Origin of the sequence: Stieleria varia (assembly GCF_038443385.1) — a bacterium.
Classification (GTDB): domain Bacteria; phylum Planctomycetota; class Planctomycetia; order Pirellulales; family Pirellulaceae; genus Stieleria; species Stieleria varia.
The window spans coordinates 8,738,527-8,751,015 of the sequence record NZ_CP151726.1; the positions used below are offsets into that span (position 1 = coordinate 8,738,527).

The following is a 12,489-nucleotide window of genomic DNA, read 5'->3' on the forward strand; positions in this document are numbered from 1 at the left end:
TGCAAGATCGCTGATGGGGTGCTTAGTACTGCACCCTGTGGGTCCGTATCGCCAACTTCGCGTCGCTGCTGACATCCAAGCAAGGAGCTAGCGACAAATACAACGACAATGAGTTGTGTCCAACGTGATATCAAAACGAATTCTCCTCTTGGTCCTAACGAATTGCGATCTATGCAGGCACAGGACGTGCATGCATAGATCGTGCGTTGAGCTTTGTCGGAGGTTGCCAGCTCAAATGAACTTGCCCGTAGGACTTGGATCGGAGCGTCCAATCCGCCTCAAAAAGATTCTATCTCAAACGACACTTCCGGTGTCAAACCGAAGAGGTACATCTGGATCGCTTTTGCCGGTTCCGGTCCCGTTTCCTTTGCGACTTCTACCTGCGTTTCCAGGTACCAGTCGTAATCATCCGAACCGTAATGTGCCGTCCAGAACTCGCGGTGTGACTCCCGCTGTCGCTCCGCGTACCATTCCGGACACGTCTCACTCTCCCGCCAGAACAACTCCTTCCACGTCGGCTTGGGCGCCTCACACACCAAACTTAGCTCGATGCTGTCGCAGCACTTGCACTCTGGCAACGATGGAACAGACTCCATCCGGCCTTGTGCCGGTGGTGAATCGACTGACCGGCTACCACGTAGCAGCGTCTCTCCGAGACGCTACCCCAACGAGCGCAGCGAGCAGTCACGCCGCCATCCACCAATCTCGTTTAACGCCAAGCCGCAGGCGTAATCGAATCCGCTGACACAACCGAACCCCATCGCCCAGACCACCAATCTCGTTTAACGCACAGCCGCAGGCGTAGGCGAATCCGCCGACACAACCGAAAACCATCGCCCAACCCATCAGCATCAGCACAGCAAAGACGCCGTTCATACAACACGACTCCCCCGACCGCGAAGTCGGTCATAGAAGACAGCCGTCAATTGCGCCCAAGCGGCGGGGAAAAGAAGGTGCGGTGTGCGAATGCAAGAAGAAGCACAATCAACGCTTGAAGTTGGTTGGCAAGGATGCCAACGCCTCCTTTCTCGCAAGGATGCGTACTCCTGACTTGCCCCAAAGAACGATCAGCAATCCACTGCCAGACTCTTCACCTACTCAACCAACAGAGACCCGATTAAGTTCAACGACTGCCCGTCACCGAGGACGGACGATCGATTTTCCATTTAAGTAATCGCGCAAGCCGTCCTTCGGTGCACGGGATGGTTACCCGCCCGCCGGATCAACGCGTGTACCAGGCGGCACGACGGGCCTCTCTGCTGCGGCACCTAACGAATGGACGGACAGAACAGCAGAACGCCGATCACCAACGGAGTCATCATCGTCCTCGATGGCAGCGGCCCAAACAAGTCCGCGTTGATTGTCACGAAACAAGCCAAAGTCCGGCCGGTCCATTGTGATCTGCTTCTCGAATTGCCCGTAGCGGCTGACAAGTTCCGACTTGAGGTCGAAGTCGTCGTCAATCCAGTGGTACAGGAAGTGGATGCCAGCAACGGAATCGCGTGAGTCGATGTCTAGAACCACAAAGTCCGGCGGTATGGCATCGGGTGAAGTCTTGATCGCGAGTGGGCCAACGGCATTGATTGCCGTGCCGATCGCGGAACTATCAGGGAGATAGGGATCCGCAGTCAATCGTGGCCGAAGATCAGCCGTAACGTCGGGTAGAGGCAAGCGAATTAATCGCGTTGCGTATCCGCAGATCAGCCCAAGAACAAACGTCGCAGCAGCGATCTCAGCGGTGCGGTATTTTCGGTTCACGGATTGAGTTCCAAGTCGACGCTAAATTAAGTCGGCGAACGTCGGGGATCACCGAGGCCGCGCGAAAGACTCAGGCCAAACCGATTGACCTGACTCGCGGCCTTCGTGTGCATCCCATTGTTCTGCTCTACGAATCCCAGAACTTCTTGGTGACGCCCGAATTTGACGATACCATGCTGAGTAAAGGTCAACAACGTTTTTCCCATATTCCGTATCCGATTGACGACTGATCATTGCGTCCCGTGCCGAACGCTTGAACAGCTCCATTCGCGACTCTAAAGCATGGAAGTAAAACGGTGCATTCTCTTTCGTCGCGCTTGGAATTGGATAGCGTATGAAGAACTTGTTGGTTCGTGCCATTCGTTCGTATTCGTAGTCGAGTAAAGCATTAACAAACTCCGCTTGTCCCACATTCGGGAGTCGCGCTGCTCGCTCGAAACCTTCAGCGATTGCTGGATGCATTAGGTTGTGCAACTCGAAAACCAGCAAATACCATTTGTCTTGGCCAGACATGTCGGGCGAGCTCGTTATACGGACCATCGCTGGAGCGTTACGACGCGATGGAACATGCTGAGCCATCCCGAGGTCCGGTTCCGTTGGATCCCATTTCACGGTTTCTCCGTTCGATCCGGTCGCAAGTCTTCTCACGACCCACCGAACGATTACGTCGTCTCGAGGAAGAATTCCGTCCATCGCAGGTCGATCCTTGATAATGCGTTCAAGTTCTCGCTCTCCAGTCGATGCGCTCTGGGCAAGAGAAACGGAAGCAAGCCCAATTACGGCTATAAAACTGGTGACGAGGCGCATTCAACTTCCTTGTAGCAGAACGGTAGGATTCACCGAGTCGCGGGAGTTGAGTATCCATGTGTGAAATCACACCACCGCGACTTCGGGTGAGTAGGCCGGGGTCTCTTTGGTTTAGGTTACGGTTTGTTTTCCCTGTTTGCCACCCGTTTCCTCTGGTGGTGTCACAATATTGTAACCATGCCGCATTGACTCCCGGCCCTTCGTAGATCCGGACGTGCCGTGTTACAGCATCCGGCTCCCAGATTTCACCTAGCAATCCGCCTGATGATGGCGAGGCACGAACCAGTGCATTCGACCGACGCGCTGGAGTGCGCGTTGTGAAAGCAGGGGACGGGCTCTCGAAACTCCACGAACAGAAGGAACGCCGCGATCCAGCCTGGTTAGCACCGTGGGTCCGTCACTGAGTACGGTAGGCGTCAGGTCTGAATCGCGTGAAATCCCGACCGCCTTCCCTCGATCGATATTACTCGACTTCGTTCCATTTGATTGGCTTTCAAGCTTCAACGGTAGTATTCGGTCGTCCGAATCCCTGAGTGTCATTTGTCTTCGTCGCTTATTCCACTTCTGGGACATACTCGAATCGGCACGGCTGGATACCGTGGTCGATCAAGAACCTCAGGGTCCTCACTGGTTACCTGACTGACGTGATGTGTAGCGCGCGTGAGCCGACCAAGGTGAACAGCAAGCGTTCTTCGGGGCGACGACTCCGGGTCTCTCCACGAAGCCCGCCAATGTCGCGTCGTGGAGTGCTGCCTTGGGGCATGCACAAACCTTGGGCACTGTAATCACCTGATTGAGGCCAACAGGTACAAAATTTCGGAGCTATTCCCGTTCACTGCCGCGCACACCACCCACAGTCCATTCATCCTCACTACCTTTCTGCCTGTCTCGATCCCAACAGTCCAGTGCTTCAACGACTGACTTCGACCACCGGTCTTATACAGCCGCTGCAACACTCAATACTGGGCCTGTGGCTAGCAGCTACCCAGGCGGGATCTCCCCCCGCTCGTCAATCAGACCTTGCCAGTCCGCACGTGCACCGTGTTGTTATTCGTCGGCGTGGGGCCGCTCGTTATGGGTGTCGTGAAGATTGTCTACAGTAGTCGTTTGCTTGCCCGATGTTCGCAATCGCTTCTCTTCCTCGCGAGCCTTCTGCAACGCAACCGCCTCGCGTGGTAGCTTGAATTCCGGTCCCGTCGGGAAGTACTGCACCTCGTCAGCTGAGTGCATCTTGGGCAATTGAGAGTCGCCATCTGATGCACCAAATCGACATCCACCGAGCCAAAGCAGTATCGCTACGGCAACGATGCATAGCGTCTGATGAGTCCACCATGCAAGATTGGGCAGTGCGATGTTCACAGCAGTGGCTCCGTGGATCGAAGTGGTGGTCGTGGAAAGGGAATTTCAATCGACGACCGTCCCGCATCACGGGGGGGCGGGAGTTGACTCTGATTTAAAGACAGACCGGCCACCGCCACTCCTGTACATGCGATGGTTCGCAGCCATGTCGATCATCCGGCAAACCACAAGCGACATGCGATTGCCGCAAGCAGCAAAGCCGTTCCGAAAACGACGCCGTATTGTATTCTAATCTGACTCCAGTCCCAAGCCATGCGGATGCCACGATATTGATCAGCATCGCGATCCGGATCATCGTCACATTCAAGCTTCGGAATCACGGCAAACACACCGAGCGGGACCACTGGAATAAAGACGAGGCACCGCCAGAGAACGGATTGATAAACGATCGGATCGTACCCAGCATCCTCCGCCAGTTTGGCCACGTCGCCAGAAAGGCGTATTCGATTCTTGCGTCCATACAATTGATGATCGGATACGCCGTAAAAGACAAGGGAATCGGTCTCGCTACCTGCGATTAGACGTTCAACAATCGCCGGACTGATCTCGTCTGGGTAGATGGCATCGTTCGACTTCGGCGAGTCATATGGATTCATTGCCGGTAGCGGCTTGGTCTTGGGATGCGAACGGTGGTGATCAACGAGGACGCGCGAACGATTCCCCATTGCCAAACCGCTAGAAACGCGTCCTTCGGTGGATGTCATGGTTACGCCCAATATGTTTCGCTCAGTCGGAGTTTGCTGCACGCGTTTCTTTCGCACTTTCGCTATCGGCGCTTTCGATGTCCTTCTTACCATCTAAATCTTGAACGCATTGAGCAAGCTGTTTGAAAAAGTCGCTTTGGTAGGTGCCGGTTCCGTCAAGTCTAACAGGAGTGGCGGAAACCGTACCATTCCCAAACGCAATGAAGATGCTTTTGACTCTGCCTTCCTCGATTGCTACGTCCATCCAGAATTGCGGGTCCCCGTTCACCCAGTACGTAACTGACCCTTTCCCGTCGCTCAATTCCTGCCGTTGCGTTGGGCTGTGCTCCCTGAAAGAATGGTTGCTGCGATCGAACAACTGGTCAATCTCAGCTAAAGCAAGCTCGTCCGTTTTTGCATTTTGTCTCGCGATGAGATTTTTAAGTTCTGCGACGGTCATGCCCACAGAAACGCCGTAGATCTTCTTCCATTCTGCCTTAAAGGTGCGGAAACGCTTTGAACTCGTGATTGAGTCAGCGTCCGAAAAATCAATCTCGGCGTCGACTGCTGGTACAGGTGAAGCAGATCGTTGACCAAATGCAACGCCTGAAAGTGCAATACAGGTCATCGCAAGCGAGAGAAGGATGTGATTCATTGGCGTAACGACGGCCATCACCGGGCACGGCCAATGTGGTTTCCATTTGTAAGCGCCCCATGCCGTGCTCCGGTGGATGGCATGGTTTGCCGCTTCTTGGAGCGGATTGGAGCCAACCACGACGCCCTATGTTCAACAAATCGTATCAGGTGCAACCACCGGCAGCAAATTGCGCCGAGAGACAACAGTTCGACTTCACCACGCCATTCATACAAGCAGCTCGCTAGTCGAGTCTTAGGTCTGCCCAGGCCGCAGCAAGACCAAGTGTAAGAATAACGATGAACGATCGAATTGGCGCGATGACGGGCCAAGGACCAGCGAGGAAGCCAGCAACAAGCACGGTCACGACAAACGTTCGCACGGGTCGCTTACGCCGAATGTTCAATTGAAGCACAACGACACGTGGTGTTGTGGCGTCTTCGTCGTTAGGTGGCGAATATGGATTGATGAGTCATACCTGTCCTCAGTGCGAATGAGTCTGCACCGTGAGGCAGTGTTGCGGTGAGAGACTGTAGTCGTGTCGGCGTAACGAATTGTGATAACCGGGTGGCCGCGATTGATCTTCCATTTGAAAACGCGCTGTCGGCCACTCCGCGTTCATCGCTTGGTTCTGCTGTCGTTTGCCTTGATTTGTTCGACAATACTCCGGTAGTGAGATTTCATCGCCTGTTTGGTTGCTGCTGGATCGTCGCCAACTTCAAAAATGCGACCAGTTGGCGCGATTTCTTGCAGGATAGTCTTTACACAATCGCTTACGCGAAGCACGTGATGCGAAAAATAGAAGTCGCGATGAAAGCCAACACTGCGCGTGAAAGTGTCATCATCAACATGTTCGATCAGCATCGGAATCGCAGCAGGGCCAATATCTATTAGTCTTTGAGCCGGACTGGGATTGTACTCTCCAACCAATTCGGGTGCTGATGTGCGAATCGCGTGATGTAATCGATCAGCAAATAGGATGTCACAGCTTCCCGGTTGCGAAACTTGCACGCCGTCTTGGTCACGGAGGAGGAAGATCAGACGTTCTATCGGTTTAGATTCTGGCGGCAACTCTTCGGATGCCATTCTTCTCAGTGTTGAGACGATTTCTTTTGCACGTGGAAGATGCTGCGACTTTGGAAAGTCCTTCACAAACTTTCCAGACTTTCGCAGCAATTCGTTTCGTTTAACCTCTGGGTCATCGAAACCTCGAATGATTGCCCAGATCGCGAGCGTGTCATCCGGAGCGTCAACCTTGATAACGACAGGCGGGTTCGCAACAAGGTCGAGTGTTTCCACTGAGGAAAGGTCGATGCTTTGCGCAAACAAGGCGGAATTCCACAAGAGTAATACTACAGCAAAGCTCAACCGTGGGAATCGCATCCTATCTCTCCAGCAGAACGACCGCCGTCACCTAGCGGCCGGAGTTTTGTTAGGGTTCAAGTAAATGTCAGTTCGGCCGCTTAGGTGCACGGCCTTGTTCGTCGTAGCTCCCTGGACCAACTCGCATTTTAGTGTAACTGGTTTGCAAGCCGCAACTATTAGTCCGCAGTCATTCGGTCAATCATGCGGCGTTCGCGCCGTAAGTACATTCTCCACGAAATAAATTCTGGGATATGGTCAGTCGCCCAAACCAGCGTTGTAGCTATGAGGATCGCCGCGAGGGCATTGATCAATACGCAGATCGGATGATGCGTCGAATCAAATTTGCATGGACCAGAGTTGTGTTTCGGATGATCTGCCAAATAGTCGGTGCGAGAAGTAGCAGGAAAGCCGTAATGGATTGTGTGCGGTTGTCGAATACAGTAATCCGGTATTGGGCCTCTGTAGTTGATCAACGAGTACTGTGGAAAGGGAATCTGATTCACTGCGAGAGAGCATGCCACGGCAGCAACAAGGATAAGCAATAGGCGGAGAGAGAAGTTTGGGCGAATCAACGAATGTCACTCTAACGACGAACAGCGGCATTCACCGAGGCACGGCGAATGACCTAAACTCAGTTAAACGTCGACTCCGTGCCTTCGGTGCTATGCATGGTTCGTCGATCAAGATTCGGTCTGACAGGTTCGTTCGGATCTACCTCATACAGTGCTTTGAGCGTGCGTTGCCGTGCCCTTTTCTAAGGCAATCAACTCGGACACAGTCGACAGTACGCTCACCTTAATTGCATCAACCATCATATCACCGAACGGCCAGCCCAAAATCGACCTGAGCAGCCAAGGTATTGCATATGTGACCTGAATTTCAAGGTGCGTCTGGAAACCGGCTGAGGAGGTGAGCGTGTACACACACGTTAGTTCCGTTGTACCAAACCAATGTGTTTCGCGGTTTGCGGATGCGAAAACTCGTGGCGATTGTTCTGTCAGCGACATCTCGGTCTCGATGTCTATATGCAGCAAGCGTGCAATAGAGTCAATCCGAGCGTCTGGAGTTCTTTCTCGAAGATAACTTGCAACCTCATCCGCCGGAACATCAATGGCCAATTCGATCTTCGGTATTGCTTGCATCTTCATTCGACGAACGTTACCCGTCACCGAGTACGGACAGTTGAGTTTCCATTTGTAAAATCGCGCAAGCCGTACTTCGGTGCACGGGATGGTCAGCCACTTTTGCAGCGGATTCAAGCCGACCCCGCCGATTTGACGCCAGCAGATTACTCGACTGTGTCAGCCACGAGGATACAATGTAAGATGTTAGCAATCAAAGCAGGAGGCCGAAAATGATACGAATAGTTGTTCAAGCTGATGTTGCCGATCAAATTCGCCGTTCCGACGGCCAGATTGAGTTGGTCGATGACCAAGGCAACCGCGTTGGTGTGGTGCGTCGCCCGCCAACGGACGATGAGATCAAGTTCGCAAAGTCACGGATTGGCAGTACGGGACCGAAGTTCACCGTGGATGAACTAATTGCGAAGGTTGAGGCGTTGGGAGTTACGAAGTACTGTTGTCGATGGAAGCCGTTGAAGACGTATTGCGTATCACCATGGCGAGCGGTTCCAAATCGGAGGTTGTAAAAGCGTCAACACAGATTCAAGGAGCGTTGAAGCCTGATCCGGTTGCCGCTGGCGATCACTTGAGCGAAGGCTTGTATTTCATTGACCGCGAGCCATTGCGCGGGTTCTATACGATTGACGTTGATGAGATGCTGGTCGAAATTGTCAACGTCAAACAGGTGTGACCTCAGTCGGCGAACGCAGAGATCACCCAACCGCGGCAGTGGTCTTTTGTGGTACGTAACGACAACACCCGCGGCTTGGGTGCATCGACATGGATCATCACGGTACAAGCAGCGACGGTTGGAAGCAACGTCGCTCGTTGCCATTGTACCCGGTGGGCGTGACAGTCGGGCAATCGAACCCTGGAGTCTGCTCCTTCATCCACTCTGCACTCGATCACTAGCCTCGGTGATCGTTACAAATCAACGAGTACGAGCGGACAAGCCACCATTGCCGAACGATGCTTTCGAGTACTTCGGTACTTCGGCACTTCGGTGCATGGTGCATTTGACTATTCCCGTACAAGAACGATCTTGGGTCGGCTATTCTCAGCGAATCGCAACACCAATTCAACCGACGCTGAGTCCTTAGTTCCAGACGCCAAAATCCAGCCATCGCCCTTCGCTTTGGGACGATCATGTATCGAAACCGAATTCGGGTCCACGATGCCATCGAGATCAGCCCCGTAAAAGCCATCGTCCGGTGCGTCGAGTTTGAAAATCAGGCGATCGGATAGCATGTCATTTTGCAAGAAAACTGCTCGGACAGTATGGCCCCGGTCAAATGTCAATATTGCGGTTGCAGCATTGTCCGTTACGGCATCAAGGGACAGACCACGATTGTAATCCTCCAGAATGCTCCATTCGTGAATGCCAAACGCCGTTTTTGTACGCGAGTCCATCGTGCCCGCAATCGGGGTCTTGCCGCAGCCGACAATGGCAATCGCAACAGTCACCACAAGCGAGATGATTTGACGATGTGTTGTCATCACAAAGTTGTATCTGACGGGGAACGGTGGTCGTCAGCGGGCGCGGCCAATGTGTTGTCCATTTGTAAACGCCGTATGCCGTGCTCCGTTGCACGACTTGGTTATCTGCCATCCTCTTCATTAACATCGGAGCAGACGAAAGCCATTTCTTTAGCAAGGTCAAAGTCTAGCTTCCAGTCCGCCGTGGGAACGGCAAGGTCGAACAGCCCGATAAAGTCAGATGGGTCGTCATCATCGTCAGCGCGGGTCAGGCCAAGCCGATTAAGTTCGTCAATGGCAAGTCCAACGTCTTCGCTCCGTTGGACGTTCAATTCAGATAGATATGCCAACGCCTCGCCGCCAGTTGGGTCGTATGCCGTCATGCGGCAAGCTAGCGAGAGGACCATTTGGCAGATTTCCGACGCGTCGATGTGAACCTCGTCGTCGTCGTTTTCTTGCCGTTCGACGATTGCGTAATTGACTGCGGACGTGACGTGTTGCAGATCAGCTGGTAAGTCGTCAGTATGCGGCGGATGGTCGTCAACTGTGCGAACGGACGATGGCAACTTGGGAGGAGCATACGGATTCAGGCGAGGGTCATCGGTCATTGTTGTGTGGAACAGAATCTCAGTCGGATATCGTCCAGGATCACGGCGGACGAACGAAAAGGCGACCATTGGGTAACGGAGCCTTAAGTCCTGCCGTGCATCCGTTTGTTCTGTCGTCTTCCGATGGCGGCACCGTACCGTCGCAATCCGACAGTCGGATTGTATCGCCTTCGAGGACCACACTGCAAATCGATTCCTGGATTCCGCTCTTGATTCTGTCCCGTCAAAGATGTGGCCGAAGTCGAATGCCGATGCCGGACCGTCACATGCGATCCAATGGCATCAAGTGATTCGAGCATTGGATCCGATCGGGCATCTTTTCATGCGCAACGGATCAGCGAGAGATCGCGTTGCCGAAGCCAACATATCGCTGTCGGCGCCAAGATCAGCCAACTCAGTCCGATGGCCGGGCACAACATCGATGCGCAACCATCGAGCATTACGACGACAGAACGGTTGCCGTCACTTAGGACGGGCGATTGATTTTCCATTTGTAAAACCTCGCAAGCCGTCATCAGGTGCACGGCTTGGTTCTGGCTAAACGTCCTGCTCGTGCCCAGCATCGCGGTGCTCGTGCTCGTAATCGATCGCCATCGCATTGCCAGAACGGGACTGATCAGCCGGTCGCGGCGGTTGATTTTCCATTTCAAAACGCCCGGCTACCCCGATTCGGTTGCATCGGATGGTTCGCCGCCTTCGCGTCGCAGATGATCGTTGAGGCCAGCAGACCAGTGAAACACCAACAAATATAAACCACTTGATAGCGTCAAAGCAAACGTACCCGCTATCCACATCCTAGACGAATGATCGGAAACCGAGTTGCTATATGGAAAGCCCGGCGACGTGAACGGGAAGGTGATGTTGAGGGTCAACATGTACGTAAATCCAAGGACGAATCCCGCGACGAGACCACGAATTAGTCGCTGTGGGATGCCAGAAAGCCAGGAATCGTGTTTCGTGCCCAAGAGAACGCTCGTTGCGCCGCCGAGTATGCAAGGAAAACCAACCATCACAGCAAGAAAGTTCGTGCCGCAAAGAGCGTAGTATGCGAGACCAATTGCGAGCCCGGCAACGAATCCAAATATCGCCCATAGCGTTGATCGACGTACCCAACCCGCCCACAGCCCAAGAAGTGGCGGGTAAATGAACCCAAGGTTGTTTGCCAATCTCAAGTCGTGGGTCATGGGTGAGTCTGTGCTCGATGGGATCAATGCCATCGCAGCCAAGAAACTTACGGCTCCCAGAGCAGCGCCAGCGAGAAGTAGTACCTCGGCTGAAACCGATCGCGGTTCAGATGATGGAACGAGCTCGAATCCTGACGTTGGTGGGGAATATGGATTTGCGTCAGGGTTCACGTTGTCGTCACACTGTATTTGGTCGGCGAACGAATTGCGATCTATGCAGGCACAGGACGTGCATGCATAGATCGGGCGTTGAGCTTTGTCGGAGGTTGACGTCCCGTAGGACTTGGATCGGAGCGTCCAATCCACCCTCAAAAAGATTCTATCTCAAACGACACTTCCGGTGTCAAACCAGGCAGGTACATCTGGATCGCTTTTGCCGGTTCCGGTCCCGTTTCCTTTGCGACTTCTACCTGCGTTTCCAGGTACCAGTCGTAATCATCCGAACCGTAATGTGCCGTCCAGAACTCGCGGTGTGACTCCCGCTGTCGCTCCGCGTACCATTCCGGACACGTCTCACTCTCCCGCCAGAACAACTCCTTCCACGTCGGCTTGGGCGCCTCACACACCAAACTTAGCTCGATGCTGTCGCAGCACTTGCACTCTGGCAACGATGGAACAGACTCCATCCGGCCTTGTGCCGGTGGTGAATCGACTGACCAGCTACCACGTAGCAGCGTCTCTCCGAGACGCTACCCCAACGAGCGCAGCGAGCAGTCACGCCGCCATCCACCAATCTCGTTTAACGCCAAGCCGCAGGCGTAATCGAATCCGCTGACACAACCGAACCCCATCGCCCAGACCACCAATCTCGTTTAACGCACAGCCGCAGGCGTAGGCGAATCCGCCGACACAACCGAAAACCATCGCCCAACCCATCAGCATCAGCACAGCAAAGACGCCGTTCATACAACACGACTCCCCCGACCGCGAAGTCGGTCATAGAAGATAGCCGTCAATTGCGCCCAAGCGGCGGGCGTAAGAAGGTGCGGTGTGCGAATGCAAGAAGAAGCACAATCAACGCTTGAAGTTGGTTGGCAAGGATGCCAACGCCTCCTTTCTCGCAAGGATGCGTACTCCTAACTTGCCCCAAAGAACGATCAGCAATCCACTGCCAGACTCATCACCTACTCAACCAACAGAGACCCGATTAAGTTCAACGTTACGGGTCACGCGGTCGGCGCGGTTGATCTTCCATTGTCGAATCGCCCCGACTCGCCGACTCGGGTGCTTCGGCTGGTTCGCCGCTCGCTGCTGGCATTGTGCGACCGAACCAATCACTGCGGTCCGATGCTGCGTGACGCAAGCCGAAAATCGAAGGCAAATCGTCATCGACAGTGAAGACTACGACGTACGGAAACCAATCGACCAACGCGCCACGAAATTCACCGCCAATCCGTCCAAATGATTCCGGCCGCTCGATTGTCGATTGAATAATCGATCGGACGTTCGCGCGAAAACGATTGCCAAGAGTACGAGCAATCGAGTCGTAGTATG

Annotated in this window: 14 protein-coding genes; 1 reads left to right on the plus strand and 13 read right to left on the minus strand. The window is 53.8% G+C overall.

What is annotated here, in order from left to right; all coding sequences use genetic code 11:
• Positions 1-278: 278 nt before the first annotated feature.
• From Pla52nx_RS29525 to Pla52nx_RS29565, 9 genes are all read right to left on the minus strand, one after another.
• Positions 279-596 carry a hypothetical protein gene (locus tag Pla52nx_RS29525; protein WP_146521524.1) on the minus strand — a complete coding sequence of 106 codons (318 nt, stop codon included), beginning with the start codon at positions 594-596 and terminating at the stop codon, positions 279-281.
• Positions 597-684: 88 nt separating this feature from the next.
• The gene (locus Pla52nx_RS29530) at positions 685-876 is read right to left on the minus strand and encodes a hypothetical protein (protein WP_146521525.1); all 192 of its coding nucleotides are present in this window, start codon (positions 874-876) and stop codon (positions 685-687) included.
• Between the two features lie 330 nt (positions 877-1,206).
• Positions 1,207-1,758: a hypothetical protein gene (locus Pla52nx_RS29535; protein WP_146521526.1), complete on the minus strand. Its 552-nt coding sequence runs from the start codon at positions 1,756-1,758 to the stop codon at positions 1,207-1,209.
• A gap of 48 nt (positions 1,759-1,806) precedes the next feature.
• Positions 1,807-2,565: a hypothetical protein gene (locus Pla52nx_RS29540; protein WP_146521527.1), complete on the minus strand. Its 759-nt coding sequence runs from the start codon at positions 2,563-2,565 to the stop codon at positions 1,807-1,809.
• 1,047 nt (positions 2,566-3,612) lie between these two features.
• Complete coding sequence (locus Pla52nx_RS29545; RefSeq protein WP_146521528.1) at positions 3,613-3,924, minus strand: hypothetical protein; 312 nt, start codon at positions 3,922-3,924, stop codon at positions 3,613-3,615.
• Between the two features lie 152 nt (positions 3,925-4,076).
• Positions 4,077-4,628, minus strand: a complete 552-nt coding sequence (locus tag Pla52nx_RS29550; protein WP_146521529.1) for a hypothetical protein — start codon at positions 4,626-4,628, stop codon at positions 4,077-4,079.
• A 22-nt stretch (positions 4,629-4,650) separates the two neighbouring features.
• Positions 4,651-5,262: a hypothetical protein gene (locus tag Pla52nx_RS29555; RefSeq protein ID WP_146521530.1), complete on the minus strand. Its 612-nt coding sequence runs from the start codon at positions 5,260-5,262 to the stop codon at positions 4,651-4,653.
• A 597-nt stretch (positions 5,263-5,859) separates the two neighbouring features.
• On the minus strand, positions 5,860-6,624 hold the full coding sequence (locus Pla52nx_RS29560) for a hypothetical protein (RefSeq protein ID WP_146521531.1): 765 nt from the start codon (positions 6,622-6,624) through the stop codon (positions 5,860-5,862).
• Positions 6,625-7,322: 698 nt separating this feature from the next.
• Complete coding sequence (locus tag Pla52nx_RS29565; protein ID WP_146521532.1) at positions 7,323-7,865, minus strand: hypothetical protein; 543 nt, start codon at positions 7,863-7,865, stop codon at positions 7,323-7,325.
• Between the two features lie 325 nt (positions 7,866-8,190).
• On the opposite strand from Pla52nx_RS29565, the gene Pla52nx_RS29570 reads away from it, so the two are divergent.
• The gene (locus Pla52nx_RS29570; RefSeq protein ID WP_146521533.1) at positions 8,191-8,418 is read left to right on the plus strand and encodes a hypothetical protein; all 228 of its coding nucleotides are present in this window, start codon (positions 8,191-8,193) and stop codon (positions 8,416-8,418) included.
• A 329-nt stretch (positions 8,419-8,747) separates the two neighbouring features.
• Here Pla52nx_RS29570 and Pla52nx_RS29575 read toward each other — a convergent pair whose 3' ends face one another.
• From Pla52nx_RS29575 to Pla52nx_RS29590, 4 genes are all read right to left on the minus strand, one after another.
• The gene (locus Pla52nx_RS29575) at positions 8,748-9,224 is read right to left on the minus strand and encodes a hypothetical protein (protein ID WP_146521534.1); all 477 of its coding nucleotides are present in this window, start codon (positions 9,222-9,224) and stop codon (positions 8,748-8,750) included.
• 101 nt (positions 9,225-9,325) lie between these two features.
• The gene (locus Pla52nx_RS29580; RefSeq protein ID WP_146521535.1) at positions 9,326-9,811 is read right to left on the minus strand and encodes a hypothetical protein; all 486 of its coding nucleotides are present in this window, start codon (positions 9,809-9,811) and stop codon (positions 9,326-9,328) included.
• A 1,492-nt stretch (positions 9,812-11,303) separates the two neighbouring features.
• On the minus strand, positions 11,304-11,621 hold the full coding sequence (locus Pla52nx_RS29585) for a hypothetical protein (protein WP_342190282.1): 318 nt from the start codon (positions 11,619-11,621) through the stop codon (positions 11,304-11,306).
• 88 nt (positions 11,622-11,709) lie between these two features.
• Positions 11,710-11,901, minus strand: coding sequence for a hypothetical protein (locus Pla52nx_RS29590; RefSeq protein ID WP_146521525.1), 192 nt, complete (start codon positions 11,899-11,901; stop codon positions 11,710-11,712).
• Between the last annotated feature and the right edge of the window lie 588 nt (positions 11,902-12,489).

Excerpts from the sequence above, each read along its gene's own strand:
- Pla52nx_RS29525 (WP_146521524.1), bottom strand. The coding sequence starts at position 596 with ATGGAGTCTGTTCCATCGTTGCCAGAGTGCAAGTGCTGCGACAGCATC.
- Pla52nx_RS29530 (WP_146521525.1), bottom strand. The coding sequence starts at position 876 with ATGAACGGCGTCTTTGCTGTGCTGATGCTGATGGGTTGGGCGATGGTT.
- Pla52nx_RS29540 (WP_146521527.1), bottom strand. The coding sequence starts at position 2,565 with ATGCGCCTCGTCACCAGTTTTATAGCCGTAATTGGGCTTGCTTCCGTT.
- Pla52nx_RS29550 (WP_146521529.1), bottom strand. The coding sequence starts at position 4,628 with ATGACATCCACCGAAGGACGCGTTTCTAGCGGTTTGGCAATGGGGAAT.
- Pla52nx_RS29555 (WP_146521530.1), bottom strand. The coding sequence starts at position 5,262 with ATGAATCACATCCTTCTCTCGCTTGCGATGACCTGTATTGCACTTTCA.
- Pla52nx_RS29560 (WP_146521531.1), bottom strand. The coding sequence starts at position 6,624 with ATGCGATTCCCACGGTTGAGCTTTGCTGTAGTATTACTCTTGTGGAAT.
- Pla52nx_RS29570 (WP_146521533.1), top strand. The coding sequence starts at position 8,191 with ATGGAAGCCGTTGAAGACGTATTGCGTATCACCATGGCGAGCGGTTCC.
- Pla52nx_RS29575 (WP_146521534.1), bottom strand. The coding sequence starts at position 9,224 with ATGACAACACATCGTCAAATCATCTCGCTTGTGGTGACTGTTGCGATT.
- Pla52nx_RS29580 (WP_146521535.1), bottom strand. The coding sequence starts at position 9,811 with ATGACCGATGACCCTCGCCTGAATCCGTATGCTCCTCCCAAGTTGCCA.
- Pla52nx_RS29585 (WP_342190282.1), bottom strand. The coding sequence starts at position 11,621 with ATGGAGTCTGTTCCATCGTTGCCAGAGTGCAAGTGCTGCGACAGCATC.
- Pla52nx_RS29590 (WP_146521525.1), bottom strand. The coding sequence starts at position 11,901 with ATGAACGGCGTCTTTGCTGTGCTGATGCTGATGGGTTGGGCGATGGTT.